Annotated in this window: 20 protein-coding genes; 10 read left to right on the top strand and 10 right to left on the bottom strand. The window is 43.9% G+C overall.

Translation table 11 applies throughout. From position 1 onward, the window contains the following. Positions 1 to 226: 226 nt before the first annotated feature. The 8 genes from DBR43_RS21625 to DBR43_RS21660 form a co-directional block, all read right to left on the bottom strand. Complete coding sequence (locus DBR43_RS21625; protein ID WP_124584593.1) at positions 227 to 2,644, bottom strand: PQQ-binding-like beta-propeller repeat protein; 2,418 nt, start codon at positions 2,642 to 2,644, stop codon at positions 227 to 229. A gap of 91 nt (positions 2,645 to 2,735) precedes the next feature. Beyond that, positions 2,736 to 4,535, bottom strand: coding sequence for a RagB/SusD family nutrient uptake outer membrane protein (locus tag DBR43_RS21630; RefSeq protein ID WP_124584595.1), 1,800 nt, complete (start codon positions 4,533 to 4,535; stop codon positions 2,736 to 2,738). 16 nt (positions 4,536 to 4,551) lie between these two features. Then, positions 4,552 to 8,010, bottom strand: coding sequence for a TonB-dependent receptor (locus tag DBR43_RS21635; protein ID WP_233603140.1), 3,459 nt, complete (start codon positions 8,008 to 8,010; stop codon positions 4,552 to 4,554). Positions 8,011 to 8,149: 139 nt separating this feature from the next. After that, positions 8,150 to 9,061 carry a FecR family protein gene (locus tag DBR43_RS21640; RefSeq protein ID WP_124584597.1) on the bottom strand — a complete coding sequence of 304 codons (912 nt, stop codon included), beginning with the start codon at positions 9,059 to 9,061 and terminating at the stop codon, positions 8,150 to 8,152. A gap of 57 nt (positions 9,062 to 9,118) precedes the next feature. Beyond that, positions 9,119 to 10,606, bottom strand: a complete 1,488-nt coding sequence (locus tag DBR43_RS21645) for a serine hydrolase domain-containing protein (protein WP_124584599.1) — start codon at positions 10,604 to 10,606, stop codon at positions 9,119 to 9,121. Positions 10,607 to 10,767: 161 nt separating this feature from the next. Continuing rightward, positions 10,768 to 12,312, bottom strand: coding sequence for a glycoside hydrolase (locus DBR43_RS21650; protein WP_233603142.1), 1,545 nt, complete (start codon positions 12,310 to 12,312; stop codon positions 10,768 to 10,770). A 147-nt stretch (positions 12,313 to 12,459) separates the two neighbouring features. Next, a complete protein-coding gene (locus DBR43_RS21655; protein ID WP_124584601.1) occupies positions 12,460 to 13,002 on the bottom strand; it encodes an RNA polymerase sigma factor in 543 nt (180 codons plus the stop codon). 150 nt (positions 13,003 to 13,152) lie between these two features. Further along, positions 13,153 to 13,509 carry a winged helix-turn-helix transcriptional regulator gene (locus DBR43_RS21660; protein WP_124584603.1) on the bottom strand — a complete coding sequence of 119 codons (357 nt, stop codon included), beginning with the start codon at positions 13,507 to 13,509 and terminating at the stop codon, positions 13,153 to 13,155. Between the two features lie 146 nt (positions 13,510 to 13,655). Between DBR43_RS21660 and DBR43_RS21665 the strand changes: the two genes are divergently transcribed. The 3 genes from DBR43_RS21665 to DBR43_RS21675 all read left to right on the top strand — a co-directional run bounded on the left by DBR43_RS21665 (position 13,656) and on the right by DBR43_RS21675 (position 17,865). Continuing rightward, positions 13,656 to 14,540: an NAD(P)-dependent oxidoreductase gene (locus DBR43_RS21665; RefSeq protein WP_124584605.1), complete on the top strand. Its 885-nt coding sequence runs from the start codon at positions 13,656 to 13,658 to the stop codon at positions 14,538 to 14,540. 147 nt (positions 14,541 to 14,687) lie between these two features. Beyond that, positions 14,688 to 15,584, top strand: coding sequence for a DMT family transporter (locus tag DBR43_RS21670; protein ID WP_124584607.1), 897 nt, complete (start codon positions 14,688 to 14,690; stop codon positions 15,582 to 15,584). Positions 15,585 to 15,831: 247 nt separating this feature from the next. Continuing rightward, positions 15,832 to 17,865 carry a M13 family metallopeptidase gene (locus DBR43_RS21675; RefSeq protein WP_124584609.1) on the top strand — a complete coding sequence of 678 codons (2,034 nt, stop codon included), beginning with the start codon at positions 15,832 to 15,834 and terminating at the stop codon, positions 17,863 to 17,865. A gap of 80 nt (positions 17,866 to 17,945) precedes the next feature. Here the strand turns inward: DBR43_RS21675 and DBR43_RS21680 are convergent, their stop codons facing one another. Continuing rightward, entirely contained in the window at positions 17,946 to 18,281 is a 336-nt protein-coding gene (locus tag DBR43_RS21680; protein WP_124584611.1) for an MmcQ/YjbR family DNA-binding protein, read from the bottom strand. A 99-nt stretch (positions 18,282 to 18,380) separates the two neighbouring features. Here DBR43_RS21680 and mnmD point away from each other — a divergent pair, with 99 nt between their 5' ends. The 5 genes from mnmD (at position 18,381) to mazG (ending at position 22,506) form a co-directional block, all read left to right on the top strand. Then, entirely contained in the window at positions 18,381 to 19,043 is a 663-nt protein-coding gene (mnmD, locus tag DBR43_RS21685; RefSeq protein ID WP_124584613.1) for a tRNA (5-methylaminomethyl-2-thiouridine)(34)-methyltransferase MnmD, read from the top strand. A 160-nt stretch (positions 19,044 to 19,203) separates the two neighbouring features. Further along, complete coding sequence (locus DBR43_RS21690; protein ID WP_124584616.1) at positions 19,204 to 20,154, top strand: aldo/keto reductase; 951 nt, start codon at positions 19,204 to 19,206, stop codon at positions 20,152 to 20,154. Positions 20,155 to 20,274: 120 nt separating this feature from the next. Beyond that, a complete protein-coding gene (locus DBR43_RS21695; protein WP_124584618.1) occupies positions 20,275 to 21,390 on the top strand; it encodes an AI-2E family transporter in 1,116 nt (371 codons plus the stop codon). Between the two features lie 3 nt (positions 21,391 to 21,393). Beyond that, a complete protein-coding gene (locus DBR43_RS21700) occupies positions 21,394 to 21,690 on the top strand; it encodes a hypothetical protein (protein ID WP_124584620.1) in 297 nt (98 codons plus the stop codon). 9 nt (positions 21,691 to 21,699) lie between these two features. Further along, positions 21,700 to 22,506 (top strand): nucleoside triphosphate pyrophosphohydrolase, encoded by an 807-nt coding sequence (mazG, locus tag DBR43_RS21705; protein WP_124584622.1) that lies wholly within the window; start codon positions 21,700 to 21,702, stop codon positions 22,504 to 22,506. Positions 22,507 to 22,562: 56 nt separating this feature from the next. Here the strand turns inward: mazG and DBR43_RS21710 are convergent, their stop codons facing one another. Beyond that, positions 22,563 to 23,864 (bottom strand): DEAD/DEAH box helicase, encoded by a 1,302-nt coding sequence (locus tag DBR43_RS21710; RefSeq protein WP_233603144.1) that lies wholly within the window; start codon positions 23,862 to 23,864, stop codon positions 22,563 to 22,565. Positions 23,865 to 23,966: 102 nt separating this feature from the next. On the opposite strand from DBR43_RS21710, the gene DBR43_RS21715 reads away from it, so the two are divergent. Both DBR43_RS21715 and DBR43_RS21720 read left to right on the top strand, forming a co-directional pair. After that, complete coding sequence (locus DBR43_RS21715) at positions 23,967 to 24,725, top strand: YqjF family protein (RefSeq protein WP_199757101.1); 759 nt, start codon at positions 23,967 to 23,969, stop codon at positions 24,723 to 24,725. A gap of 6 nt (positions 24,726 to 24,731) precedes the next feature. After that, the gene (locus DBR43_RS21720) at positions 24,732 to 25,274 is read left to right on the top strand and encodes a YfiT family bacillithiol transferase (protein ID WP_124584624.1); all 543 of its coding nucleotides are present in this window, start codon (positions 24,732 to 24,734) and stop codon (positions 25,272 to 25,274) included. Position 25,275: the final 1 nt, after the last annotated feature.

Raw genomic sequence — 25,275 nt, forward strand, 5'->3', positions numbered from 1 at the left:
TAATTGATGCGCCAAATGTAACAATTAACTGTGGACGAGTGTTAGGATGCAACAATATTGCAACGTTAATTTTATAACATCAGTTTTGTTTATCGTCTCATTTGAAGCATCACCCACGCTAACAGCATCATTATATAAATACTTTCAACTAAATTGTCAGGAAGGGACTCCGTTAATACCAGTTTAGATTCATGCCGAAGTCCCTCCTTCTATTCCAATAACAGATTTAGTTAATTTTCAGCGCATATACATTTCCTGCAAAATCAACCACAAAGAGCTCCTTACCCTGTAATACCGGATCAGCAAAGACAGGGGCACCGAGGTTTAGTTTTTGCAAGACCATACCTGAATCTTCATTAACCACATAAATATGGCCATCAGAAGCGCCAAACAACAATTCATTTCCGTGTTTTACAACCGTACTTTCCACTGTTCCTGATTCCGGTCCTGTATATGGAGCCGAATAAACCAGCGCATTTCCTGTAGGTCTGTTCCATACTTCTTTTAAGGTTTTCAGGTCGTAGGCCACTACTCCGTTTTTTGCCGTAGGCATCACGATATATTTATCCGTAATCAGAGGTGTAGCCATCACTTTAAACTCGTAACCTGCTTCGATTTTATCCAGGTTTTTTCCTGTTAAAGGATCGAGAATAAATAAGGTATTTAATCCTGTGATGTACAGTTTACCATCTTTATAGATCCCTGTACTGCTTCTGAAGCGGAGTCCTTCGTCGCTTCTTTTCCACAATAGTTTTCCTGTTTTACGGTCGTGCGCAAATAAGCTCTGCCAGTTGCTTCCGGTAATGATGACATCTCCTGCGATGGTCATCTTTTCCGGGGTTCCCTCCCCGCCGGTCCATTCTTTGTTTGTCCATAAGGTCTTTCCTGTTGCCACTTCCAGCGCCTGGAAATAAGCTCCGGAGCCTGTATAATAGATCCCTTTTTCTGCAATTCCGCCGGATACATAACCCGGAAGGTATTTCATTCCCAGGTCCTTTTTCCAGACCAATGTTCCATTACTGGCTTTCAACGCATAAGTAAAGCCTTCCATATCCGTACATAAGATCAGGCCTGAATCGTAAGAAATTGCGTGTTTCACAGAGTTCCGGGTTTTAAAATGCCAGGCAACTTTCCCCGTTTTAGCATCCAGTGCCGTTACGCCGCACAGCAGGTTATTCGCATCGTCTATCGTTGCTGTAAACAATTTTCCTTCCGCCAGTAAAGGGTTGGCTTTCCATACGCTTCCTTTAACGTTATTAGTCCATTTCAATGACAAATGAGTCTGCTTGTCTGATGATGATGAAGTTGTTGCTGTTGCCTGGTTACTGCTCAGTGGCAGGCTGAATTTCTGTTTCTGGATATACTCCTGTCCGTCGTTGAAGATCAGTTCCGTCTGAATCGTCAGGGATTTCCCTTTGGATAACTTTGTTACCGGAACCTGTCCGGACCAGCTCCAATCTGTATTTGCAGTTAAGGCTGTTGTGCTGAGCTGATTTCCTTTTTCATCATAGATGATGCTTTTTGCGGATTTCAGCATCGTCTCACTATCGTAGATATTTGCATTGATCTGCAATGCACCATCTTTGATCCATACCATATCCCTGCCCGAAGGACTATTCACCACCAGGTGCTTATGCAGGTAGGTATAATGCGGTTTGATCTCTTTTACTCCATCCTTATCAATCTCGATAGATAGAAATTGTCCGGCTGAATTGTCTATTCCGCCCATGCTTGGCGAAGCAGAAGAGATGTACTGAATGCCTGTTTTCTCGCTTTTTCTGACGAAGTTATTGTGCCAGTGCCCATAGACCCATGCTTTCAGGTTGTTCTCATTCAGTTGAATCGAATCGTTCTTTCCTTTGAGCACAAACTGATCATTATACGTCAGGAGGTCATGGTTAAAAATGATCACCGGCTTATTTTTATCCGTTGCCGCAAGGTCATTCTTCATCCAGCTGATCACCTCATCCACCGTGTAAGAAGGCTGAACATCTCCCGAGCGCATTGGCGTAACGATAAAATGCGCAGGCCCTGCATCGAATGAATAATATACCGGACCGAAGAGGCTTTCAAACAATTCCTCTCCGTAAGCCCCTTTTACCAGATCGTGGTTTCCGATGCAGTAAAACACCTGCTTGCCCAGGGTTTCTGCTGTTACCTGACTTGCATGGAAATTAAGACCTTTTTCATAACAGATGTCTCCGGTATGCACAATGAAGCTGATGTCCTGCTTTTTGGAGAAGTTCTTTAAGTTACCGATCCAGTCGTTGTATTTGTCGGTTTCTGTATCCGTGATTTGCAGCATTTTTACCGAAGCACCTGCACTCGTCGGATCTGGCAACAAGCCGAAGTTATACGCTTTTACTTTGTCGTCGGTTTTGATGTAGTGTTTATCGGCAAGTTTGTATCCTGCGGGAAGGGTGACGAATATAAACCTTGTTTTGGCATGTCCCGGCAGGTTAAAGTTTCCATCCTGATCCGTGCGGACCACATGCTGTCCATCAGAAACCGCCACTCCTGCCATTCCTTTTTCGGAGGCCTCGGCCGTTTTATTTCCGTTCTTATCTACAAAGACTTTGCCCTTGTATTGCGCCCCTGCAACCGAAGTCAGCAGTGCCATTGTGACCATTAAAATTAACCTCATTATTTCTATTTGTGTGTGTTTTAAAAATATAAAAAAAGCAGCAGGTCTTTCAACCTGCTGCTGGATTAAGGCATTAATTCTTCATCGTTCATTACCAACCGAATACCTGTTTCAGCTGTGGGTTCACGACCATTTCGCTGATTGGAATAGGTCTGTAATAATATTTAGGCTCTATAAAAACCCTCGGCTGATCCCTGTCGCGGGTAAAGGCGATGAAACCGGAAGTCCCCTTGCTCAGGTAGAAATTCTGGTCCTTTCCATCTTTATCCTTCAGGTAATACTTGGATAATTTTTCTTTGACAGCTGCAGGCAAGGCTGCGATCGGAGATTCATCATTTGGAGAAGCCAGGATGGCGATATCCGGTTGCCCGTCGCCCGTCACGTCCATTGCACCCAATGCGGGCACATACATTCCCTGCTGACTATCCTGAAACAGTTTACCTGATTTCCAGCGCATCAAATCATCAAAACGACGACCTTCGCAAGCCAGCTCTACCCTTCTCTCCCTGCGGATTTCCAGTAACAATGCCCGGTTTGAAGCGTTTGCATTTGGATAAGTAGCCGATAAAACAGGATCCAATGCAACACCTACATTCATTGAAGGCATTTTTACACGTGCACGCAGCAGGTTAACCGTTTGGTCCAGATCGGCCTGACCGATGGTTCCGGATTCGGCTTTCGCTTCTGCATTGATCAACAATACTTCTGCATACCTGAAGATCGGCAAATCCGTATAATTCAATTCCCATCCCTGTCTCAGGTCCGCAGAACGCGGATAAAACTTGATCTGGTTGTAACCGCCCAATGTAGGCTTGATCCGGTAAGGTTCATCCAATGTGCTCGCGCCTCTGAATGCAGGATTGATAATGGTTTCCATCATTCTCGGATCACGGTCTGCAAAAACTTCCGTGTATACTTTGGTATCATATCCGGGGCTGGACGTGAAAGGTGTACCATCAGTTTTCAGATAGGTATCTGCAAGATTTCTGCTCAGCGACCAGGTATAATCAAGAACCGTATGGCTGTTGTTTCCCAGTCCCAGTTCTTTGCTGTAATCTGCCAGCATGATCACTTCTTTATTTGCGGTAAGGTTGGCACTGGCGAACAAATCCCGGTAATCCAATCCTCCTTTTCCCGTGTTCGTGATGCTGAATCCACCATCTTTCATGATTTTTGCCGAGGCAGCAATTGCCGCATCCAGGAAGCGCTGATAATCGCCGCTCAACTGAATTTCATCATGGTATTTCCTGAACGTACCTTCATGCAAAGCGAAGCGCGACAATAAGGTTAATGCTGCCCATTTTGTAACACGGGTATTGGTGCCATCCGGTTTGATATTTTCTGCTGCATAGTTCAGATCGCTCAATACCGAGTCGGCCACCAGTGCCCTTGGGTCCTGGCCTTTCATTAAGGCTGGATCATCTGCAGTTAATGTTTTACTGAACCAGGGAACATTGTGGTATTTCCTGATTTTTTCAAAATAGAAATTGGCGCGGAAGAAGCGTGCAATACCTACAAAATGTCTGATCAATGCAGGATCGCCCTTTACCTGAGGGATGTGATCCAGCATGAAATTGATTCTGCGTAATGCTTCCCAATCTGCTTTGCCCCAACCGCTAGCATTGGCCGAGGATAAGCCACCTCTTACCAGCAGGTCTACTTCCCCATCGGCATTATAGTTCGCGATATTATCCGAATTGATGTCCGAATAACTTGGAGAAAGATACCTGTAAAAGCCATTGCTATAGGTTTCCAAATCGGCCGGCGACTGGAAGAATGAGCCTTCTGTAATTTCTGTTTGCGGATCTCTCTGCAGGAAGTCTTTCTTGCAGGCAGTCATCCCTATAGTAATCAATCCTAAAGCAAGGATATATGTTGTTCTTAGTTTCATGATGATGCTTCTTGCGTTAAAAATTAAGGTTCAAACCAAAAGAGAATGTTTTCTGGAAAGGATAGATTTTTCCGTCCAGTCCTTCAGGGTCTAATCTCGCTTTGATGTGCGACACATCAAATACGTTTTCAGCACTGAAGTACACTCTCAATTTATCCATCTTCATCTTGCTCGTTAAAGATTTAGGAAGGGTATAACCTACCGTAAGGTTCTTTAAACGCAGGTAAGAAGCATCCTGAAGGTATCTCGTCTGTGGATTTCCAAGCTCCGTTGCATCTTCAGCAATGTAAGCTTTCACCCTTGGGAAATAAGCGTTTGGTGTTTCCGGCGTCCAGTGGTCCAGGTTGTGTACCTGAACATTTGTCCATGGTTGTGCATATACACCCCAGAAGTAATGGTTGCTGGCATTTGGATACCAATCTCTTTTTCCTACACCCTGGAAGAACAGGCGGATGTCAAAACCTTTCCATCCTGCCCCCAGGTCAATTCCGTAACGATAGCGTGCTTCATCATTTCCGATGATCTTCTGATCTCCGTGATCGGCAAGTGTATTTTTTCCTTTGTTGATTTTACCATCATTGTTGAGGTCTTTGAATTTCAAATCTCCCACATCAAATTTATATCCGGTATCATCCGCACCTACTGCACTTTGATCGGCATGACTTGCCAGTTCTTCTTTGGACTGGAAGAAACCTTCGGTCTCTAATCCCCAGATTTCTCCGATTTGCCTGCCCACATAGTAATCAGATAAGAGGCCATTCGGGTTGTCGAACTTGGTAATGAAAGTTTTGCTGTCCCCCATATTGAAACCAATGTTGTAATAGAACTGGCTGTTGTCCAATAAGAAACCATCTTTCCATCCGATTCTGATCTCCCATCCTTTGGTTTTCAAATCCGCTGAATTTACTTTAGGTTCTACCGTTCCAAATGGTCCCGGAAGTGTTCTGCCTTTGGTCAGCATTCCCTCTGTATAACGGGTATAGGCATCAAAATTAAGGTCTAAGCGGTTTTTGAAGAGGCTCACATCTCCACCGAAGTTAACTGTAGATACCCTTTCCCAGGTCAGGCTTGGTGCTACTGCTGCCGGAGGTCTTACCTCTGTTGGCCTTTTGCCATCCAGAATCTGATTGATCTGTCCGGAGCCCATTGCAGGGATGTAATAATACGCGCCTACGTCCTGGTTACCCAATGCGCCATAAGAAGCGCGGAATTTCAACAGGTCGATGCCTAACTTTTCCGCCACCGGCTTAAAGAATTTCTCTTTGCTCAGCACCCATCCAACGGAAGCCGAAGGGAAGAAACCCCAGCGGTCATTGGTAGGGAAACGGGAAGTCCCGTCGTAACGGCCATTCAGTTCCAGGATATATTTATCGTCGAAAATATAATTCAAACGGTAAAACCAACCCCTTACTGCCCAGTCCTCGATGTACTCTTTACTCGTTAATTCGCCTGTAGCCAGGTTAACGGAAGGAAGTGTACTGCTGATTAGACCTTTACGGTTTACCCATGCGGCATTACGGTTTCTGTACTCCTGGTTGAAACCGGCAAGTACCTGTACATAATGTTTGGTGTCGAATGTTTTATGAAAATCCGTGTAAATGTTATAGATGTTGTGTCTGATATGTCTGTCGTCATTTTGCGCCCAGCCCGGGTTTGAACCACTATAGCTTATTGCTGAATTCGGACCTGTTTTATAAGCTACCGGAATTTCGTAAGATTTCCCTGCGGTATCGATCCTTCTGATGGTCGCATCTGCTTTCAGGTCCCAGATGTCTTTCACCAGGCTTGCTTTTGCGGTGAATGTGGTCTGGAAGTTATTGCTTCTCGTTACCGAACGGCCTCCGCTTTGCAACCTGCCAAGCAATGCTGCACCTGTAGAAGTCCAGCTTCCGTCAGGGTTTCTCGGTACGTCTAAAGAACTTTGTCTGTTCACATTGTGAAAAAATCCTTCTCCACCATACGAAGAAGCATCGTAAGTACTCGACATGAAAGAGGTATTGTTTCCGATCGTCAGCCATTTTGAAAGACTATAATCCGCTTTTGCACGCAGGTTATAGCGGTCATAGGTATCATTACCATAACGAAGCATTCCATCATTCCGGAAATACTCCGATGACATATAATAGCTCAGCTTCTCATCTTTCTTGGAGATGTTCATGTTCGCACTATAGGTCGGTGCACTTGGTTTGTACACTTCATCCATCCAGTTCGTACTGCCATAATACATCCAGGCATTGGGATCCGAAGGCGAAATAATCACTGAGGGTAAGGAAGGATTTTGAGAACGCTGTCTCGCATATTCCCTTACATTATCCGGAAAGAGGTTATACAAAGGATAAGCCGCATCATGTTTATATTCCATTACCTCTAATGGGTCGGTTACCACAGCTGGTACTTTCCCCAGGTTTCTTATGGCATAATATGTATTCACACCAACTTTCAGATCTGCACTTTTGGCGCTTTTTGTGGTGATCAATACCACGCCAAATGCACCTCTTGCACCATATATCGCAGCAGATGCCGCATCTTTCAGTGAGGTTACGCTCTCGATATCTGCAGGATTCAAAGCCATCAGCTCATCTGAGGTAAAAGGAACGTTATCTACCAGGATATAGGGTCCTCCTCCATTTACGGAAGTAAAACCACGGATATTAAAGGAAGGTGCTTTATTCACCTGTCCGCTCGTCACGCTGATGTTCAGGTTGGGAATCAATCCCTGTAAACCTGCTCCGACACTTGAAAAAGGTCTGTTTTCAATTTCTTTACTCGTCACCCCATCTACGGCACCACTCAGGTTGGTTTTCTTTTGAACACCATAACCTACTACCACTACCTCATTCAAAAATTTATCGTCGTCTTTCAGGACTACATTGATCAGCTTTCTCGTTCCGATCACTACTTTCTGTTCTGTTAGTCCGACATAAGAGAATACCAGTACATCGGCAGGAGAACCTGCTTCAATCTGATAGTTTCCATTTACATCTGTGGATACGTTTTTCTGAGTTCCCATGATGCGTACAGAAACGCCTGGAATCGGCGCGCCCTGCTCGTCGGTAACCACCCCTTTAATTAAAATTGCTTCATTGATCCAGGATAGCACCGGAACGGCATCCTGATCCCGTTTCCGGAAGATCACGACATTTTTATCTGCCTCTCTATAAGAAAAAGGCGTCCCCTTTAGCAGCTGGATCAGTACCTCATTCAATGGCATATGGCTCACGTCGAGCACAATCCCTTTCACTTTTCTCAGCTCATTATTGTTATAAGAAAAGTCCATTTTGCTCGTTTTGCTGATTTTTTCTATGGCCCTTTCCAGGGATTCGCCTTTAAGATTGATACTAACTTTAACATCTTTAAGGTTCTGGCTGAAGACCGTTTCTGCTAATAAGGTCCCCGCAGAGGTCAGTAACGTTGCAAACACTATTAATCCTACCTTCATTATCTTAAGAATTAGTGTAGTAATGTTTTTTTTCATATTTTTATTCGTTTTAAAAATTGTTTGAAACAAAGCACAGCCATCCGGAAAATTTTTCGAAGAGTTGCCCGCATGCTGTACATTCAGATCAGTATCTGCTCCAACAGGTACTGATCATTTTTTTTATACTAATGATCAATTAATTACATCCGCTACCTACTATAAGTACCTCCTTTTCTTTGATTTGGTAAGTTATTCCTTGTATATCTTTTAGGGTTTCCATTGCATCGGTCAGACTTTTTCTGGTATCGAAGTTGATCGTGGTGCTGCAGCTTTTAAACTTTTCCAAGTCGTAGTTGATTTTCACCTGAAAGGCATTCTCCATTGCCAGAATGACCTCTTCAAAACTGGCTGCATTCAGGATCACTTTGCCGCTATTCCATGCTGTCTTTTCCCGGGCTTTCACTTTTACCACGCTAGGCTTCCGGTGGTCTTTATGGTACACCACCTCCTGATCTTTTACCAATACGCTCAATTGTTTTTCGTCATCGCTTACTGCGACCTTTCCTGTGACTACCGAGACGCTCATGGTCGATAGTTTTTTATAGGATTTGACCACGAAAGATGTGCCCAGCACATTCGTCTTAATGCCCGAAGCGTCCACCACGAAAGGCACGTGTGCATCATGGACTACGTCAAAGAAACCTTCTCCATCCAACAGGTAGACCGTCCGTTTCTTTCCAAACTTCTTCGGGTATTTTAAGGTACTTGCTGAATTTAACCAGACTGTAGATCCATCGGGCAAGCGCAGTTCACGGGTCTGTCCTTTTGGAACCACCACGGTAATGTAATCCCCCTGGGATCCTGAATTTTGGTAATACAACATCAGGGCTGCGGAAATCAGGATCAGCCCGATAGCAGCAGCCATGCCGATAAAGTTTCTCTTTATGCCAGGTCTGCTTTGCTGTTTGCTATGAATTTCTTTTGTAGCCTGGATCCGTCCCAGGATTTCCTGACGGATGGCTTCCCGGTCATTTTCCCCTTCGAAAAACTCATTAGGGTCATTGATTCCGAACTCTTTATAAAGGTCTTTTTTGTCTTTTTCGTTCATATACTAAGTACATAACGAATGAGGACCAAAGAGGTACTATGCGGAAATGATCTTTTTTTATTTATTCATCAGTTTCTTCAGATGAGCAGCAGCATTGGGGTTTCCGGGCTCAAGTTCGAGCACCCGTTTATAATTAAGGATTGCAGCAGCTTTATTTCCTAAAACCTCGTAAACTTCCCCGAGGCTATCATAGGTATTTGAACTTTCGGGGAACAGGTATACATTTAGTTTAAAGATCTCCAGCGCCTTGTTCTTTTCTTTTTTTCTCAAAAACTCATAGCCCAACACATTCAATTCAGTTTCCGGCAACTTAAAAAAGGCATCCTTTTTCTTTAGCTCATTTGTGAGCACAATGGCTTGTTCAAAGCCCCGTTTATTCATGGAATCGAGTAAGATCCTGACCCCTGCAGAAAATCCGAATCCTTCTGCCGACCGCTCTTCTGCGGTAAAATAGAAAGCATTGTAAATGTTTTGAGCGAGATCAGACAATCCATCCTCCGAACCATTGTTATTTTGATTGTTCAGTACGACCACTGCAAAATTCCGCTCCGGGTAAAGCACACTATAACTCGCGAAACCAAAAGTACCTCCGGAGGCCCATATCTTACGTTTTCCATCGAAATTCGTCTTCAACCTCCAGTTTAAACCTATTCCCGAGTCGTCCGGATCTCCCCAGCGAAGCTGATGCGCCATGATCACCTGTGCTTCTTTTTCCTCCAGCTGATGACCAATATATTTGATCATATCCATCAGACTTGAGCTTAATGCCCCGGCGCTTCCTGCACTCTTTGGAATTTCCGGCATTAAAACCCCTTTCTCATTATAACCACTTGCAGCACGTGATTTTAAAGCAGCAGGTACAGTAACAAATGTGTTTTCCATTTTTAAAGGGCCGGTGATGTATTTTTTCAGTAAGTCCGTATAACTGCTCTTATAGATATTTTCCAGTAAAAAGCCCATGAGCTGCGCAGCTGTATTGGAATGTGCCGGTATTAGTCCTGGTTCCCGCGTCAATTTAACCAGATGAAGGTCTTTCAGAAACTGGCTTTGCGAATATACATCAAAAATCTTTTTTAGTTCAAAAAGCTGTCCTGCTTTGTCCTTTGATTTAAATGCGGGCATTTTTTCGGGGAGGTTATCCGGAAGTCCCGATGTGAGGTTTGCCAGATCAACCAGGCGAATCGGCTTTCCTTTATATTGCAGGTTGGGATAACTGCCTTTAAGGTATTTTCTGATGTCGTCATTTAGATCCACCTTTTTTTCATAAACTGCCTGAGCCAGTAACATGCTGGTAAAAGTCTTGGTGATGGAGCCGATCTCGTAAATCGTTTCGTTATCCGGCCTGCTGCTTTTGCCCCTCGTTGTTGTTCCAAAATGCCAGGTAGAAGCCACTCCGTTCTTCAGGACCCCAACAGAAAGTCCGGCTTTTGTTCCGTCTGCAAAGAACGGGACTGTGGCCTCCCGTACAATTGAATCTATATCCTGGGCATGAACACCCTGAATTAAACAAACAACAAGAAGGGATAAAGCGCATGTTTTTTTCATATTCAACAAATTTACCCCTGAATTAAGCAATAAGGGGTTTAACTAAGATAATCGAAATAATGAAACGAAATCAACATAGGGGGAATAAAAAAAATCTCCCGGAGGTATACACTCTGCGGGAGATTTTAATTTTATATAAAAGGACCTGTACTGTTAAACAGTTAGTTTTTCAGCCCGGTGAAAGTAGTTACACTTTGAGCCGGAATGTTCAATGTAAAACTGCCATCGGCCGCCGCACTTACAGGACTGCCCTGCTGCCAGTGTGCAGCGCTGTTTCCTGTGGTTTGATAACCGATCAGACTACCTGCAGAAAATCCCTGCAAATTCAAGGTAGTTGTCAGTTGCTGAGTTCCGGGATTGATCACCACAAGGCTAAACTTGCCCGTTGCCGGATCTTTATAAGCAGAGACTTTCAGCTCTGAGTTGTTTTGAACGTTTGCCCCAAAGCGGAAATATCCGGCACGTACATAACGGGAAAATTGCCCCATTACATCGTAGGTCTTTGGAAAATCAAGGGAACCATCTCCGTTTGTACAGATCAGCGATTCATTGTTTCTGATGGCCAGCATTCCCAGCCAATATACAAAAGCGTTGACATTACATTCTGCCATGAATTTATGCATACTTGTTGCCATTTTCAATCCACCGGTAATGCTGTTGTCGTAAGTGCCACCATCATCCGAAGTTTCGGTCATCCATACCGGCTTATTGCCTGTGGCGTAATTCCAGGTGACCGGATTTTGATTCAGGCCTCTTTTTCCTCCGATCAGCTCTCCAATTTCCACATAACCATGTCCTGCAAGAATATCTACATTGCTTTTATCCATTCCTCCGAGGAAAGTATTTGCGGTACCCCATGCTGCATTTTCGGAAGACAGGATTTTTGTTGCGTTCAGTCCCTGCTGATTTAATGCAGGTCTTAAATTATTGGTAATGAATTCTCCCAGATGAGCAGAATTCCAATAAGAAGCATCCCAATCGGAAAAGACATTTTCCGGTTCATTGGAAGGTGAGATTGCATAGAAGTTAATTCCTTCATTCTGATAGGCTTTTGCAAAACCTGCAAGATATCGCGCAAAGGCACTCGAGCTGGTGTTGAAGTTCAAGCCGTTAAACCACTTTCCGCTTTCGCTGTTTGGATTGGTTTTCATAGACAATGGCGGCGTCCAGGTACTGGCAAAGGTAATCGGTACCTGATACCTTTCTTTAATTTTCTTTAGGATCCACAATTGTCCTAAATGTTCTTTCTGAACATCTGTAAGGGTCTTATACGCATTGCTGTTTACATCCACATCAATGTCTACCCCTGTCGGCTTAATTGTCACTACTCCCGTTTGCTGGTTAAAGCCATAAGTATGCAGCACTTTGCCACGCACCATGTTCAGGTGTAAACCATTTTCGCCCCAGAGATAGGACAGGATGCTATCCCTTTTCTGGGACTCAAAGAAAGGAACAATCCTGCCACCGAAGGCACCAAAGCCATCGATCCGCTGATAAGTTTGGTCCCAGTTCAGCGTAATGCCGGCGTTTCCGGCCGCAGCGGCTGCCGACATTTCTTTTGTTTTCAGACGCGTTGCATCTGAGAGCAGATCTTCCGTAGATTTCTGCTTACAGCTTTCTGCAATGCTAAGGGTGGCCATCGCAAAAAGGGCAATTTTCAGGTTTTTGTACCTCATGGGGATTTTCGTTAAGTAACTGGTTTTCATTTACATAAATATATTTCAAGCTTTCCCATTTTTTAAATGGTTTTTACGCATAAACCGATAGTTTTTTGCGGGCTCCGAAATACATAACGGACATGAACTGAAGGAGTACTATGGCAAAAAGGGCATTTTGCCAAACTTAACAGAAACTTAATGGAAGGGATATTTTGACTTGAGTCTTTTTAAGGCACTGGTGATTTGGTTTTTCACCGTTTGTGAGGAAATGGAAAGCCGGCCGGCAATTTCATTGATAGACAACTCTTCTTCCCTGCTCATTAAAAATACCTTACGCATTCCTACCGGCATGTTTTGGATTTCCAGCTGCAGGTGTTGTGCTGTGTCCTTAGAGGCGAATTGTTCAAATAGAGAATGGTCAGTTTCGCTGCTCACTTTCAGCAGCTCATCATCATGTTTGATCCGAAGGCTTTGACGGCGGTTAAGGTCGGTGAGCTTATTTTTCAGGATGATATAAATATATCCGATAAAGGTAGTTGTGATGGTAAGGGTATGGCGCTTCATCCAGATCACCATAAACAGGTCGTGAACAACGTCTTTGGCCTCTTCCCGGTTATTCAGCTTCTTACAGGCAATGGCGTATACCACATCCCAATAACGCGCATAAATTTCATTAAATGCTTCATCATTGTCTTGTTTCAGTAAGGCCAGCAATGCCGGATCTGTCAGCGATTTCAATAAAGGTTGGTCTTAGGTGGTTTATTTGGTGATACCAATATATAAATTTATTGCAAAAATAAAGGAATAGAAAAATACCTATGGCATGGGCACCGTTAAGTTTTTATTAAGTTCTTGTCCTTATTCCTCACCTGATGACTCCAGCAGCCCTTATTCCTGTCCCTGTGGAACGACTTTCATCACATGCTCCCGGTTTTCATTTCCCCACTGGTCTAAGGCCCGGATCACAGGTAAGGTACCCTCTCCTATCTCCGTCAGGTAATATTCTACTTTTAGGGGAAGCCCGGGATAGACCTTTTTACAGATGATCCCATATTCTTCCAGCTCCCGAAGCTGCATATTGATCACCCTTGGTGCTGCAGCATCGATGTGCATGTGCAATTCACTCGGCCTTCTGATTCCCCTGTTAATGCCATCAATGATACAGGGTTTCCATTTGCCGCTCAATACTTTCATCGCTATATTAATTCCGCATTCGAGGTCTTCCGGGATTTTTCTCTCGTACATGAGCATAGATTTTATCCCACAATGTATAAAATATTTGCGGCCTGTTTTCCTTCACAGGGAATAATTATTCCCCCACTGAATCTTTTTTCCCTTATTTTCCGGCCGCACAATTCTGTTGAATTTTGTCTTCATAAAACAGCAAAAAGATGAAAACAGAAAACAACAACAAAGTAAGCGTTATAGGTCTTGGCTCAATGGGAACTACCTTGGCCAGGTTATTACTTCAGAAAGGATATGAGGTTACCGTATGGAACCGGAGCAGCGGAAAAGCCGATGAGCTGGTCAAAGAGGGGGCTATCCTTGCCAAAGACATTGCCGAAGCCATCATCGCAAGTCCCGTCATTGTCATCTGTGTTTACAACTACCAGGCCAGTCAGCAAATTTTAGATACCGCAGCAGTCAGGGCAGTACTGAATCAAAAGTTAGTCCTGCAACTCAGTACCATCAGTCCTGATGAAGCCATTGAAGCGGAATTATGGGCAGCAGAAAACGGTGCAAGCTATATCAACGGGGGCATTCAGGCAGCGCCAAGACAAATGGGACAGCCGGATACCCCGATCCTGATTTCCGGAAAAGAAGCAACCTACCTCGCTGCTGAACCAATCCTGAAAGTTTTTGGTGGTTCCATCAGTTACCTCGGCGAGAAAATAGCCGCATCCCCAACCGTAGACCTTGCCACCTTATCCTATATATATGGAGCGTCCATCGGTTTCTTCCATGGTGCCAGGATCATAGAATCCCAGGGGCTCTCTGTTGCAGCCTATGCGAAAATTATAGCAGGCATCAGTCCATCCTTTGGCGAATTTTTAAGACATGAGGGAAATATGGTACATGCCGAAAACTACACCATCACAGAAAGCCCGCTCCGCATTTCAGTGGCCGCTACTGCGCGACTGGAGCAAACAGCCATCGATGCGGGCATCAACACCCAATTCCCTGCTTTTGCCGCCGCACTCTTTAAAAAAGCAGAGCTTGCCGGTTATGGTGACCAGGAAGTTGCGGCCCTGATCAAGGTGCTCCGGGAACAGTAATCCGCATTAACATTTCATATTTCAGGATCATCATGTCATTTTTCGGACCATCGTGTCATTTTCCCGATCAATAATTTCATTTTTCCGGACCGTCATTTCATTTTAAATGGCCAGATAAACCCCCAAATTTGTTAGGTTTAACAACAAATGACAAAAGACAGCCTAAAGAACATCGGAACCGGGATATTATTTTCTATGCTTTGGGCTTCTGCATCTGTAGCTACCAAATTTGGGGTACTATCTGCTCCTCCTTTAATTCTGGCAAATATCCGTTTCCTCCTGGCCGGCCTGGTCTTACTCGGGTATTGCTATGGATGGAGCAGCAACAAAATATACCGGCTGCCCAGTGCAAGGGAATGGAAACAACTCGCCATCTTCGGCTTTTTGAACACCAGCCTTTATCTGGGCCTATACGTATATGCCATGAAGTTTACCGCCGCAGGAATCGGAAGCCTGGCCGTATCTACCAATCCCCTGCTGATTGTGCTGTTTTCTTCCTGGCTCATCGGGCGCAGGCCTACCTCTTCCGAGATCCTCAGTATTTTCCTGGGAATGTCGGGAATAGCCTTCGCCACCTATCCTTTACTGCAGGATAAAAGCACCAGCATTTTGGGCATCGGCTTGCTCCTACTCAGCATGGTGATCGTTTCTTTTGCCAGTGTTTACTATGCCCGGATTAAATGGACCTTACCGAACCTGCTGATCAACGGATGGCAGGTAAGTCTTGGTGGTTTATTCCTCTTACCTGTAACCTGCTTTTTTGCCGATTTTCAATCCTTTCATGCCGACCAGACCTTCTGGTATGCGGTACTATGGCTCAGCCTGGCCGTATCCGTGATTGGCCTCATCTGCTGGTTTTACCTGCTAAAAACAGATACTGTAAAAGCGTCTTTATGGCTCTTTCTATGTCCGCTTTTTGGCTTCTTCTACGCCTGGTGGTTAATGGATGAAGCCATCACCTGGTACACCATTTGCGGCACATTTCTCGTGATCCTTGGGCTCTATATCGGTCAGCGCAGGCGACAAAAAAAACAAACATTATAACCTATATTTTCCCCCAAGCACAATAATATATGTTAAAATATGTTAAATAGATATAAATACCCAAGATATGAAAGCGATAAAGTTAGTTTTATTTACGGGGGTGATCATCAGAAAACTCGGGTTAACCAAAATCTATTACTGGTTCAATAAGTAATATTTTCATTAAGAACATTATTTGTTAAATGGTATTTCCTAAATTGATCCCATTGAGGGATGAATACTCCTCATACTATTAACTTATTGACTTATGAACATAAAACTGAAAAGCTATTTTGCGGCTTTGGGGATTATTGCTGCGAGCTATTCTGCACAAGCCCAGTCTCCTGCAAAATTTATAGATCCTGCAAATATGGATCTTACCGTAAAACCTGGGGACGATTTCTATAAATATGCGAGTGGTACCTGGATCAAGAACAACCCTGTTCCTGCAAAAGAAACGCGTTGGGGAAGTTTCAATGCCCTTCGTGATTTCAATATCAATGCCGTTAAAGGACTGGTTGAAGATGCGGCGGCCGACAAATCTGCTCCTGCAGGTTCTGTTAAAAGACGCGTAGGTGATTTCTACACTGCAGCAATGGATAGCATTACCATCGAGAAACTGGGCTATACGCCTATCAAAGCAGATCTTGCAAAGATCCAATTGATCAAGGACATCCCTGGTATTCTGGATCATGCCGCTTACCTGCGCACTTCGGGCCTTGCTGCACCGATGTTCAGCTTCTTTGTCGGACAGGACAGAAAGAATGTTAACAAATATCTCGCACAACTCGGACAAGGAGGAACAACCCTGCCTGACCGCGATTATTATTTAAAGGACGACAGCAGGAGTGTAAAAATCAGGGAAGCCTATCAAACCTATATGACTACCCTTTTTACGCTGACAGGAAATACCGCTGCCGAGGCGAAGAAAAAAGCAACGGCAGTAATGGCCATTGAAAAGCAACTTGCAGAGGCACAAATGGCAAGGGTGGAAATGCGCGATCCACATAAAACCTATAATAAATTTACCGTTACCGAATTCAGCAAAACCACTCCGGGATTAGACTGGAGCGCAATGCTTCCTAAATTTAAGGTAAAGGGACAGGATACCATTTTAGTTTCCTCCCCTAAGTTCTTCACGAGCCTGGACGGAATGCTGAAAACCGTTTCTCTTTCAGACTGGAAAACCTATCTGGAATGGAATATTTTAAAATCTGCGGCACCGAACCTGAGTTCTCCTTTTGTTAACGCCACCTTTGCTTTTACACAGGCACAAAGCGGACAAAAAGTACAAACACCAAGATGGCAAAGGATGTCTCAGCTTACTGATGGCACCATAGGCGAGCTTTTAGGCCAGCTTTATGTGGCTAAATATTTCAAGCCTGATGCCAAAGTGCGCATGACCGAGCTGATCAGCAATCTGAGAAAAGCATTTGAGATCAGGATCAAAGGACTGGACTGGATGAGCGATGCAACCAAAGAAAAAGCATTGGCTAAACTGAATGCTTTTGTGCCAAAGATCGGTTATCCTGAAAAATGGAAAACCTATGATGGATTGGCAATAGGCCGCACTACTTATTTACAAAACCTGCGCAATTCAGGTGCATGGGCTTATAATGAAATGGTAGATCAACTGGGCAAACCTGTAGACCGGACCCGTTTCGGCATGACTCCGCCAACAGTAAATGCCTATTATAGTCCGACTATGAATGAGATTGTGTTCCCTGCGGGAATTCTTCAGTTTCCATTCTTTGACCCGAACGCTGATGATGCGGTAAATTACGGCGGTATTGGTGCAGTAATCGGACATGAGATGTCTCATGGATTTGACGATTCAGGAAGCCAGTACGATAAAGACGGAAACCTGCGCAACTGGTGGACACCGGAAGACAAAGTTAAATTTGAAGCCAAGACCAAAGCATTGGGCGAGCAGTTTGATGCCTATACAGTATTGGATACCATCCATGTCATCGGTAAATTGACCATGGGCGAAAACATTGGTGATCTTGGTGGTTTAAATGCGGCTTATACGGCATTCAAATTAACTAAACAAGGTCAGTCTGAAGATAAAATCGATGGTTTTACCCCAGATCAGCGTTTCTTCTTATCCTGGGCTCAGGTATGGAGAGGAAATGTTCTGGACGAAACCGCAGCGCAGTTGATCAAAACTGACCCGCATTCGCCAGGCCCTTACAGAACGATTGGTGCTCCGGTAAATATGGATGCCTGGTACAAAGCATTTGATGTTCAGCCAGGTGATAAACTGTATAAAAAACCTGAAGACAGAATCAGGATGTGGTAAAAACATATTGACACATAGAAATATAGATATCTATACTTCTATATATATAAAAGGCATCATTTTAATGATGCCTTTTTTGCTTATTTATACTTTTCCTGAAGCTTCTTGCTCAGCTTCGCAAGCACCAGGGCCCTTGATTCGGCAATCCTTCTTTTCAGCTCATCATCCGGCATCACTTCCAAACCATCAACCCTTACCCATTGCCTTTTGGCCATATGGGATGCCTGTTGAATTCCTGCCCTGCCAACCAGCGCATCAAAATCCTCAGGATCACATTTAATAGAAAAGCTTCCTTCTTCTAAAGAAATGATCACAAACATCTTCTCTTCAATCATGAAGCAAAGGTGTCCCCATTTCATGCCTTCGGTAGTTCCGTTTAAAGTCAGACAATGTTCTCTGAATGTTTCAATATCCATAATTTCCAAATAAAGCCTAAAGCTAATCAGCTTTTGAATAAATGCAAGCCCGTTCCTCCTGCAATTTAAAAAACATTATCTTGCGGCAGATCTGTAAAAATGAATAAAATAACCATCACTGCCGACGGCTCGAACACCTTATACAACGAGACTATTGGCGAACATTACCATTCTAAACATGGTGCACTGCAGGAAAGCAAACACGTGTTTATCGAGGCAGGCCTGAAACATGTTGCTGCGGGCCGGAAGGACATTTCCATTCTGGAGGTCGGCTTTGGTACCGGTCTTAATTTTATATTGACACTTGCACATGCAGCGGAAGAAAACCTGCAGCTCAGCTATACCGGAATAGAGGCTTTCCCCCTGGAAACGGCAGAATTGCAATCCACAGGATACGATCAATATGTTCCCGAAGAAATATGGAACAGCCTGGAAACAAATTACCTTTCCGCATTGAAGGCTCCGGTAGCAATTTTACCCGGACAACAGCTCTATATTCCACATACCACACTCGATCAGTTTCAAAGTGCCCCAACATTCGACCTGATTTATTTTGACGCTTTTTCTGTGCAGCATCAACCGGAAATGTGGTCTGATGAAATCATTGCACATACCTGTAGTTTTCTTAAACCCGGCGGCACCTTTGTGACCTATGCCATCACCGGAAAATTAAAACGTGCACTTAAGGCCAATGGGTTCAGCATTGAAAAACTGCCCGGGGCACCTGGCAAACGGGAAATGCTCAGAGGAACAAAATTGTAGTTTCAGCATAGGGTTCAAATCTACCGGCAGAAAAGTCAGCGGAATGTTTAATTCCTTCATTTCTTTATATTTTCCAGTAAGAAGCTAGATATTGTGGAACAAAATCATCCCTGATATTGTTGATCTCTCTACGTTCTCAATATCATCATATAGCTACAAAATGGAAAAAAGAAAATTAGGAAATTCAGACTTATTTGTATACCCGATCACCTTTGGTGGTAATGTTTTTGGCTGGACAGTAGATCAGGCTAAATCATTCGAAATACTGGATGGCTTCACTGAAGCCGGCTTTAACTTTATAGATACCGCAGATGTATATTCCAGATGGAAACCAGGAAATTCCGGAGGAGAATCAGAGACCATTATCGGAAACTGGATGCAGGAAAGAAAAAACCGCAGCCAGGTGATCATCGCCACTAAGGTGGGTGCCGATATGGGACATGGAAAATCCCTGTCTAAGCAAAACATCCTCGCGGCTGTAGATGCCTCCCTTAAAAGATTAAAAACAGATTACATCGACCTTTATCAGTCGCACTATGACGATCCTGCTACTCCGGTTGCGGAAACACTGGAAGCTTATGACCAGCTGATCAGGGCAGGTAAGATCCGCTGGATTGGTGCTTCCAATTATTCGGCGGAGCGTTTAAAGGAATCACTGGAGACGGCACAAAAGCTCAGTCTTCCGAAATACCAGACCTTCCAGCCGGAATATAATTTATACGCCCGTGAACGTTATGAAAAAGAACTGGAACAGGTGGCCAGTACCTACCAGCTGGGCGTGATCAATTACTATGCACTTGCCAGTGGCTTTTTAAGCGGAAAGTACCGTTCTGAGGCCGACTTAAATAAAAGTCAGCGGGGCGGTGGAATGACACAATACCTAAACGCCAGAGGTTTTAAAATCCTGAAAGCTTTGGATGAAGTTTCCGAACAATACAATGCTTCTCCTGCAAGTGTGGCCCTGGCCTGGCTGATTGCCCGCCCTTCGATAACGGCGCCAATAGCCAGTGTAACCAGCTTAAACCAGCTGGAAGACCTGAAAAGAGCTGCCGCTTTAAAATTAAACATCGAAGATATTGCCATATTAGATGAGGCAAGCGACTGGAAATAAGCCATTCAGCTTTGCTAAAAAAGAAGTCTATTAAAATATTAATGCCCTGCCGAACAATAATTGGCAGGGCATTTGTCTTTATGTGTAAATTACCTTTAATTTAAAACCCGGAAAACCCCTATGAAGAACCTCTCCTCACAACCTTTTAACACCAAACTGGCAATGGTGCTGTTCTCCATCATCTGTTTGGGATACCTGGCCATTTTAGGTCAAAGCCTGCTTGCTCCATTGCTCACCTCTTTTTTGCTTGCAGTGCTCCTGTTGCCCATGGCTAATTTCCTGGAACATAAATGGCGCTTCAAAAGGAGTATGGCTTCCATTGTATCGGTGATCATTATGATTGCCGGGATTTCCGGAATCCTTTACTTTCTGGCCAACCAGCTGACCGATCTGTGGCAGGACTGGCCACTGCTGAAGAAACAGGGAGAAACCTCTTTTCATGAGCTGCAACACTGGATCTCTTCCAGTTTTGGCGTAAATGCGCAGAAGCAGATTGAATATGTGAAAGATGGCGCTTCCAAAGCACTTTCTACCAGTGCTACCGTATTGGGTGCGACTTTACTGACCCTCTCCTCTTCTCTTTTATTTTTATTTTTTCTCCTGCTCTTCACCTTTTTCCTGCTCAATTACCGCAAGGTATTGTTCAGCTTTCTCACCTCCGTATTCGAGGAGCAGCATACAGAAAAAGTAAGTGAAATTGTAAGGCGCATACAATACATCATTAAAAAATACATTACCGGACTGTTTTTACAGATGCTCATCGTGACCATCATGATGATGCTCGTGCTTTGGGCATTGGGGGTAAAATATGCCGTATTACTGGGCTTAATAGCCGGGATTTTTAACATCATCCCTTATATCGGAATTTTCAGTGCTTTACTCATTAGTGTACTCATCACCTTTGCTACGGCAGGAGCTGCGAAAGTATTACTCGTTGTGGTGGCCTTTGCAGCGGTACATGCCGTTGACGGAAATATCCTCATGCCATTGGTGGTTGGCTCAAAAGTTAAAATCAATGCCTTGTTTGCCTTCATCGGCATTGTGGTAGGAGAAATGGTCTGGGGCATCTCGGGGATGTTTCTTTGTATTCCTTACCTCGCGATGTTAAAGATCATTTTTGACAAGGTAGATTCGCTGAAACCCTGGGGAATCCTGCTGGGTGGTGAGGACAAACCAGATAAAAAGCGAAAGGTTTACAGGATTACCAAGAACATCAAATTAGAAGAACAGGAATAGGTTATGCGAGAAAACAGGTCGCCCCATATCTTAAGTACCTCAGCAAATCTGCTGGGTTTATGTTTCATTGTACTGACCTCCATCAAGGTATCGAAGATGCAGGATGTGACGCTGATCGATGAGACCACCGCATTGGCAATTATCCTGTTTATGACCAGTTGTATCCTTTCTTTTCTGGCAATGAGAAGGAAACAGGGAAGTGACGACCGGCTGGAGAAAATTGCCGACATCATCTTTTTATCCGGCCTGATTGTTCTTTTTTTAACCACAATGATGATTACCTTTAACGTCATAAAATAATTCGTCAAAATGCCCAACCATATCGCCCCTTTAACCGCTGCTGATCCTTCTTCTGCTTTCCTCAGGTTATTAACTGTTTTAGATACCCTTCGCACAGATTGTCCATGGGATAAGAAACAAACCATGGAAAGCCTCCGTCATTTAACCATAGAAGAAACCTATGAATTGTCGGACGCCATTCTTGAAGGCGACCTGGAAGAAGTAAAGAAAGAGCTGGGAGATGTGATGATGCACCTCGTATTTTACGCAAGAATCGCCTCAGAGACCAACGATTTCAGTATTGTTGATGTATTGAATGGGGTTTGTGATAAACTCATCAACCGTCATCCGCACATCTATGGTGATGTAGAAGTTCAGGATGAAAATGATGTAAAACGCAACTGGGAGCAGATCAAACTTAAAGAAGGAAATAAATCTGTTTTAGCGGGTGTGCCTGCGGGTTTGCCTTCTTTGGTGAAAGCCAGCCGGATTCAGGAAAAAGCCAGAGGTGTTGGTTTTGACTGGGATGATAAAACCCAGGTTTGGGAAAAGGTAGAAGAAGAGCTTCAGGAATTTAAAAATGAGTTCAATACCGTAGACCATACGGCAATAGATGTGGAAAAGGCAGAAGGAGAATTTGGGGACCTTCTTTTTTCCCTGATCAATTACGCCCGTTTCATCAACATCAATCCGGAAAATGCTTTGGAGAAAACCAATAAAAAATTCATCAAACGTTTCCAGTACCTGGAAGCCAAGGCGAAGGAAAATGGAAAAGCTTTGCAGGATATGACCCTTGCCGAAATGGATGTTTACTGGAATGAAGCAAAGAAAGTATAAGTATTCTCAAAATAGCGCATAAAAAAAATGCCTTCCGGCTGGAAGGCATTTTTTTGTTAACCATGTTTCTTCTTCATGGTCATTTTGGCTTTCTGGCCAATGCCGTAGTTATAATCTTTACTATTGCTTTCTTTCTTGTCATGGTAAGCTCCGCCACCCTGAGGTGCCACATTCTTCTCCTTAACGATCCTGCTTTTATCAATACCACCTTTGGCTTTCGTTACTTTATCGATCACCAGATCCTCAGGCAATTCCATTACGGTTAGTTTCTTTCCGATAGATTGTTCGATCTTTTTCACTTCTACCAGTTCCATATCTGTAGAGAAAGTGATGGCCACCACTTCTTCCTCATTGGTTTTCACGATTCTGCTCAGGAAAGTTTCCTTTTGCTCCGGAACTTCAAAATGGAAAAGGAAAGGGATTCCGGAAAGATCTAAAGTAGAAGTACCTTCATTTGCAACGATCAGTACCCTTGCTTCAGGAGTTTCCTTGAAATCTTCGATATGGTCAAAACCTTCTTCGTCAAAGAACAAAGGGTTCAATACGGAAACGACACCAGGTCTGGCGGAATGTAAGCTTTTACCCAATTTTTGAGCCGTAAGACGGGTATTCACGAATACCACCACTTTATCAAATACCTCATCATCTCTCAACAGGAGGTTCAGCAGGTTAATTTTTGTTTTAAAGTTAGGAACAGGATACAAAATCAGTTCATGGGTATTGGCCTGGCTATCGCCCAGGTCTTCCACTTCCAGTGTTGTTGGGAAGTTCAGGAACTGATCGATCATATTGTTCAGTTTTTCATGAACCACCGTGGTAAAGATCAGGTGCTGACATTTACCGGCACTTCTTGCCAGTTCAGCAACCGGAAGCTGCATTCCCTGTTTTACGATCACTTCTGCATCATCCACAATAAACATTTGCAGTTTGCTCGTATTTAAACCCAGTTTCAGGTAAATCGCGCGGGCACGTGTTGGCAAGGCCACTACGATGTCCACGCCGTCTACCAGGTCCAGTACATCCTGTTCTGTTCCACCGGTTCCGTAAAGGCCCATGATGCGGAGATTTTTATTTCTGTTCAGTTTGTCGAATTCTGCTATGACTTCCAATACCTTTTCCTTACTCGGAACAAGGATCAGAACTTTCGGAGCTTCGTCTGTCGTATATTTAAAGCGCATTAGAACCCCAAGCACATAATTTGTTGTTTTACCCGCCCCTTCAGGAGCAACAGCTATGATATCCTGTCCGCCAAGAATTCTTGACATTGTTTTTGCCTGAATCTCTTTTGCGGATATATATCCGGCATCAGTCATCGCTGTTACCAGTTGCTTGCTTAGTTTTAATTTCTCTAATGACACAGTTTCCTTATTAGTATATAATTCTGCAAATTTACGTAATATTTAATTGAGGTCTGTAGGCTTTTCAAATTGTCTTATTAATTGCGTGTAAAAGCTGTTTAAATGATCAAAAATTGGTTTTCCGGTTACCGTTCTGCCGATCTTAATGCCATGTTAACCGAAAGCAGTCACCGGCCATGGCCCATACCTGCAGGAAAATGGCAATATTATCAGGAATGGAATAATGTATTGTTCTTTCATTGGAAAGTTCCTGCGGAGTTGTTAAGGCCCCTGATCCCTGCAGGATTGGAACTGGACCTTTTTGAAAATGAGGCCTGGATCTCCCTTGTTCCCTTTACCATGGAAAAGATCAGTCCGGCAGGACTTCCTCCTGTAGCTTTCATTTCTGATTTCCATGAAATTAACCTGAGGACATATGTGGTAACGGAGGGCAAGCCAGGCGTTTATTTCCTGAATATAGAAGGGCAAAAACATTTGTCGGTATGGATTGCAAAACTGTTATCGGGTCTTCCATACGAGAAAGCAAGGATGCAGCGCGGCAAAAACACCTATCTTTCAGACCATGCGGTAAAAGGCTTTAAGCTGGATGTTGAATTTGAGCTGAAGGCATTCATCTCTTTAAAAAGTAAGCTTGACCTTTGGCTTTCAGAAAGGTATTGCCTCTACCTGAACCGGGGGCAAAAATTGTACAGGTATGAAATCCATCACCTGGAATGGCAGATTGCGGAGATGGAATTAAAAAAAACAAAGATCAATTACGCTATAAACGGACTCAGCTTTACGGACCGGACTCCAGACCTGATCCGGTATTCTCCAGGTGTGAAAGTACTGGCCTGGGGCAGACAAGAAATTAAAAGATAAATCCCGATGTCAACAACACTTGAAAAACTTAAATTCCCGATAGGGAAACATGAAAAGCCGGCATCCATTACACCGGAATTGATGGAGCAGTACATCTCAACGATTGCGGCTTTCCCGGCAAAGCTTAAAAAGGAAGTCATCCACCTGAACGATGGGCAGCTGGATAGTCCATACCGGCCGGATGGCTGGACAATAAGGCAGGTGGTACATCATTGTGCCGACAGCCATATGAATGCCTTAATTCGTTTCAAACTGGCTTTAACGGAAGACAATCCTGTGATCAAACCCTACCATGAGGAAATCTGGGCAGAACTCGCAGACAGCAAAACAATGGAAATCGCGCCGAGCCTAACTTTACTTGAAGGATTACATGCCCGCTGGGCGCAATTGCTTCGCAGCCTTTCTCCTTCGGATCTGGAACGCAGTTTTATTCATCCGGCACATGGGAATAAAGTCTTGCTAAATGAAAATACCAGCATCTATGCCTGGCATGGGGAACATCACCTGGCACACATTACTGAATTAAAAAAGAGACAAAACTGGAATTAAT

This window comes from Pedobacter sp. KBW06, assembly GCF_003852525.1.
GTDB lineage: Bacteria > Bacteroidota > Bacteroidia > Sphingobacteriales > Sphingobacteriaceae > Pedobacter.

Coding starts and splice junctions, on each gene's coding strand:
- DBR43_RS21625 (WP_124584593.1), bottom strand. CDS start 2,644: ATGAGGTTAATTTTAATGGTCACAATGGCACTGCTGACTTCGGTTGCA.
- DBR43_RS21630 (WP_124584595.1), bottom strand. CDS start 4,535: ATGAAACTAAGAACAACATATATCCTTGCTTTAGGATTGATTACTATA.
- DBR43_RS21635 (WP_233603140.1), bottom strand. CDS start 8,010: ATGAAAAAAAACATTACTACACTAATTCTTAAGATAATGAAGGTAGGA.
- DBR43_RS21640 (WP_124584597.1), bottom strand. CDS start 9,061: ATGAACGAAAAAGACAAAAAAGACCTTTATAAAGAGTTCGGAATCAAT.
- DBR43_RS21645 (WP_124584599.1), bottom strand. CDS start 10,606: ATGAAAAAAACATGCGCTTTATCCCTTCTTGTTGTTTGTTTAATTCAG.
- DBR43_RS21650 (WP_233603142.1), bottom strand. CDS start 12,312: ATGAAAACCAGTTACTTAACGAAAATCCCCATGAGGTACAAAAACCTG.
- DBR43_RS21660 (WP_124584603.1), bottom strand. CDS start 13,509: ATGTACGAGAGAAAAATCCCGGAAGACCTCGAATGCGGAATTAATATA.
- DBR43_RS21665 (WP_124584605.1), top strand. CDS start 13,656: ATGAAAACAGAAAACAACAACAAAGTAAGCGTTATAGGTCTTGGCTCA.
- DBR43_RS21670 (WP_124584607.1), top strand. CDS start 14,688: ATGACAAAAGACAGCCTAAAGAACATCGGAACCGGGATATTATTTTCT.
- DBR43_RS21675 (WP_124584609.1), top strand. CDS start 15,832: ATGAACATAAAACTGAAAAGCTATTTTGCGGCTTTGGGGATTATTGCT.
- DBR43_RS21680 (WP_124584611.1), bottom strand. CDS start 18,281: ATGGATATTGAAACATTCAGAGAACATTGTCTGACTTTAAACGGAACT.
- mnmD (WP_124584613.1), top strand. CDS start 18,381: ATGAATAAAATAACCATCACTGCCGACGGCTCGAACACCTTATACAAC.
- DBR43_RS21690 (WP_124584616.1), top strand. CDS start 19,204: ATGGAAAAAAGAAAATTAGGAAATTCAGACTTATTTGTATACCCGATC.
- DBR43_RS21695 (WP_124584618.1), top strand. CDS start 20,275: ATGAAGAACCTCTCCTCACAACCTTTTAACACCAAACTGGCAATGGTG.
- DBR43_RS21700 (WP_124584620.1), top strand. CDS start 21,394: ATGCGAGAAAACAGGTCGCCCCATATCTTAAGTACCTCAGCAAATCTG.
- mazG (WP_124584622.1), top strand. CDS start 21,700: ATGCCCAACCATATCGCCCCTTTAACCGCTGCTGATCCTTCTTCTGCT.
- DBR43_RS21715 (WP_199757101.1), top strand. CDS start 23,967: ATGATCAAAAATTGGTTTTCCGGTTACCGTTCTGCCGATCTTAATGCC.
- DBR43_RS21720 (WP_124584624.1), top strand. CDS start 24,732: ATGTCAACAACACTTGAAAAACTTAAATTCCCGATAGGGAAACATGAA.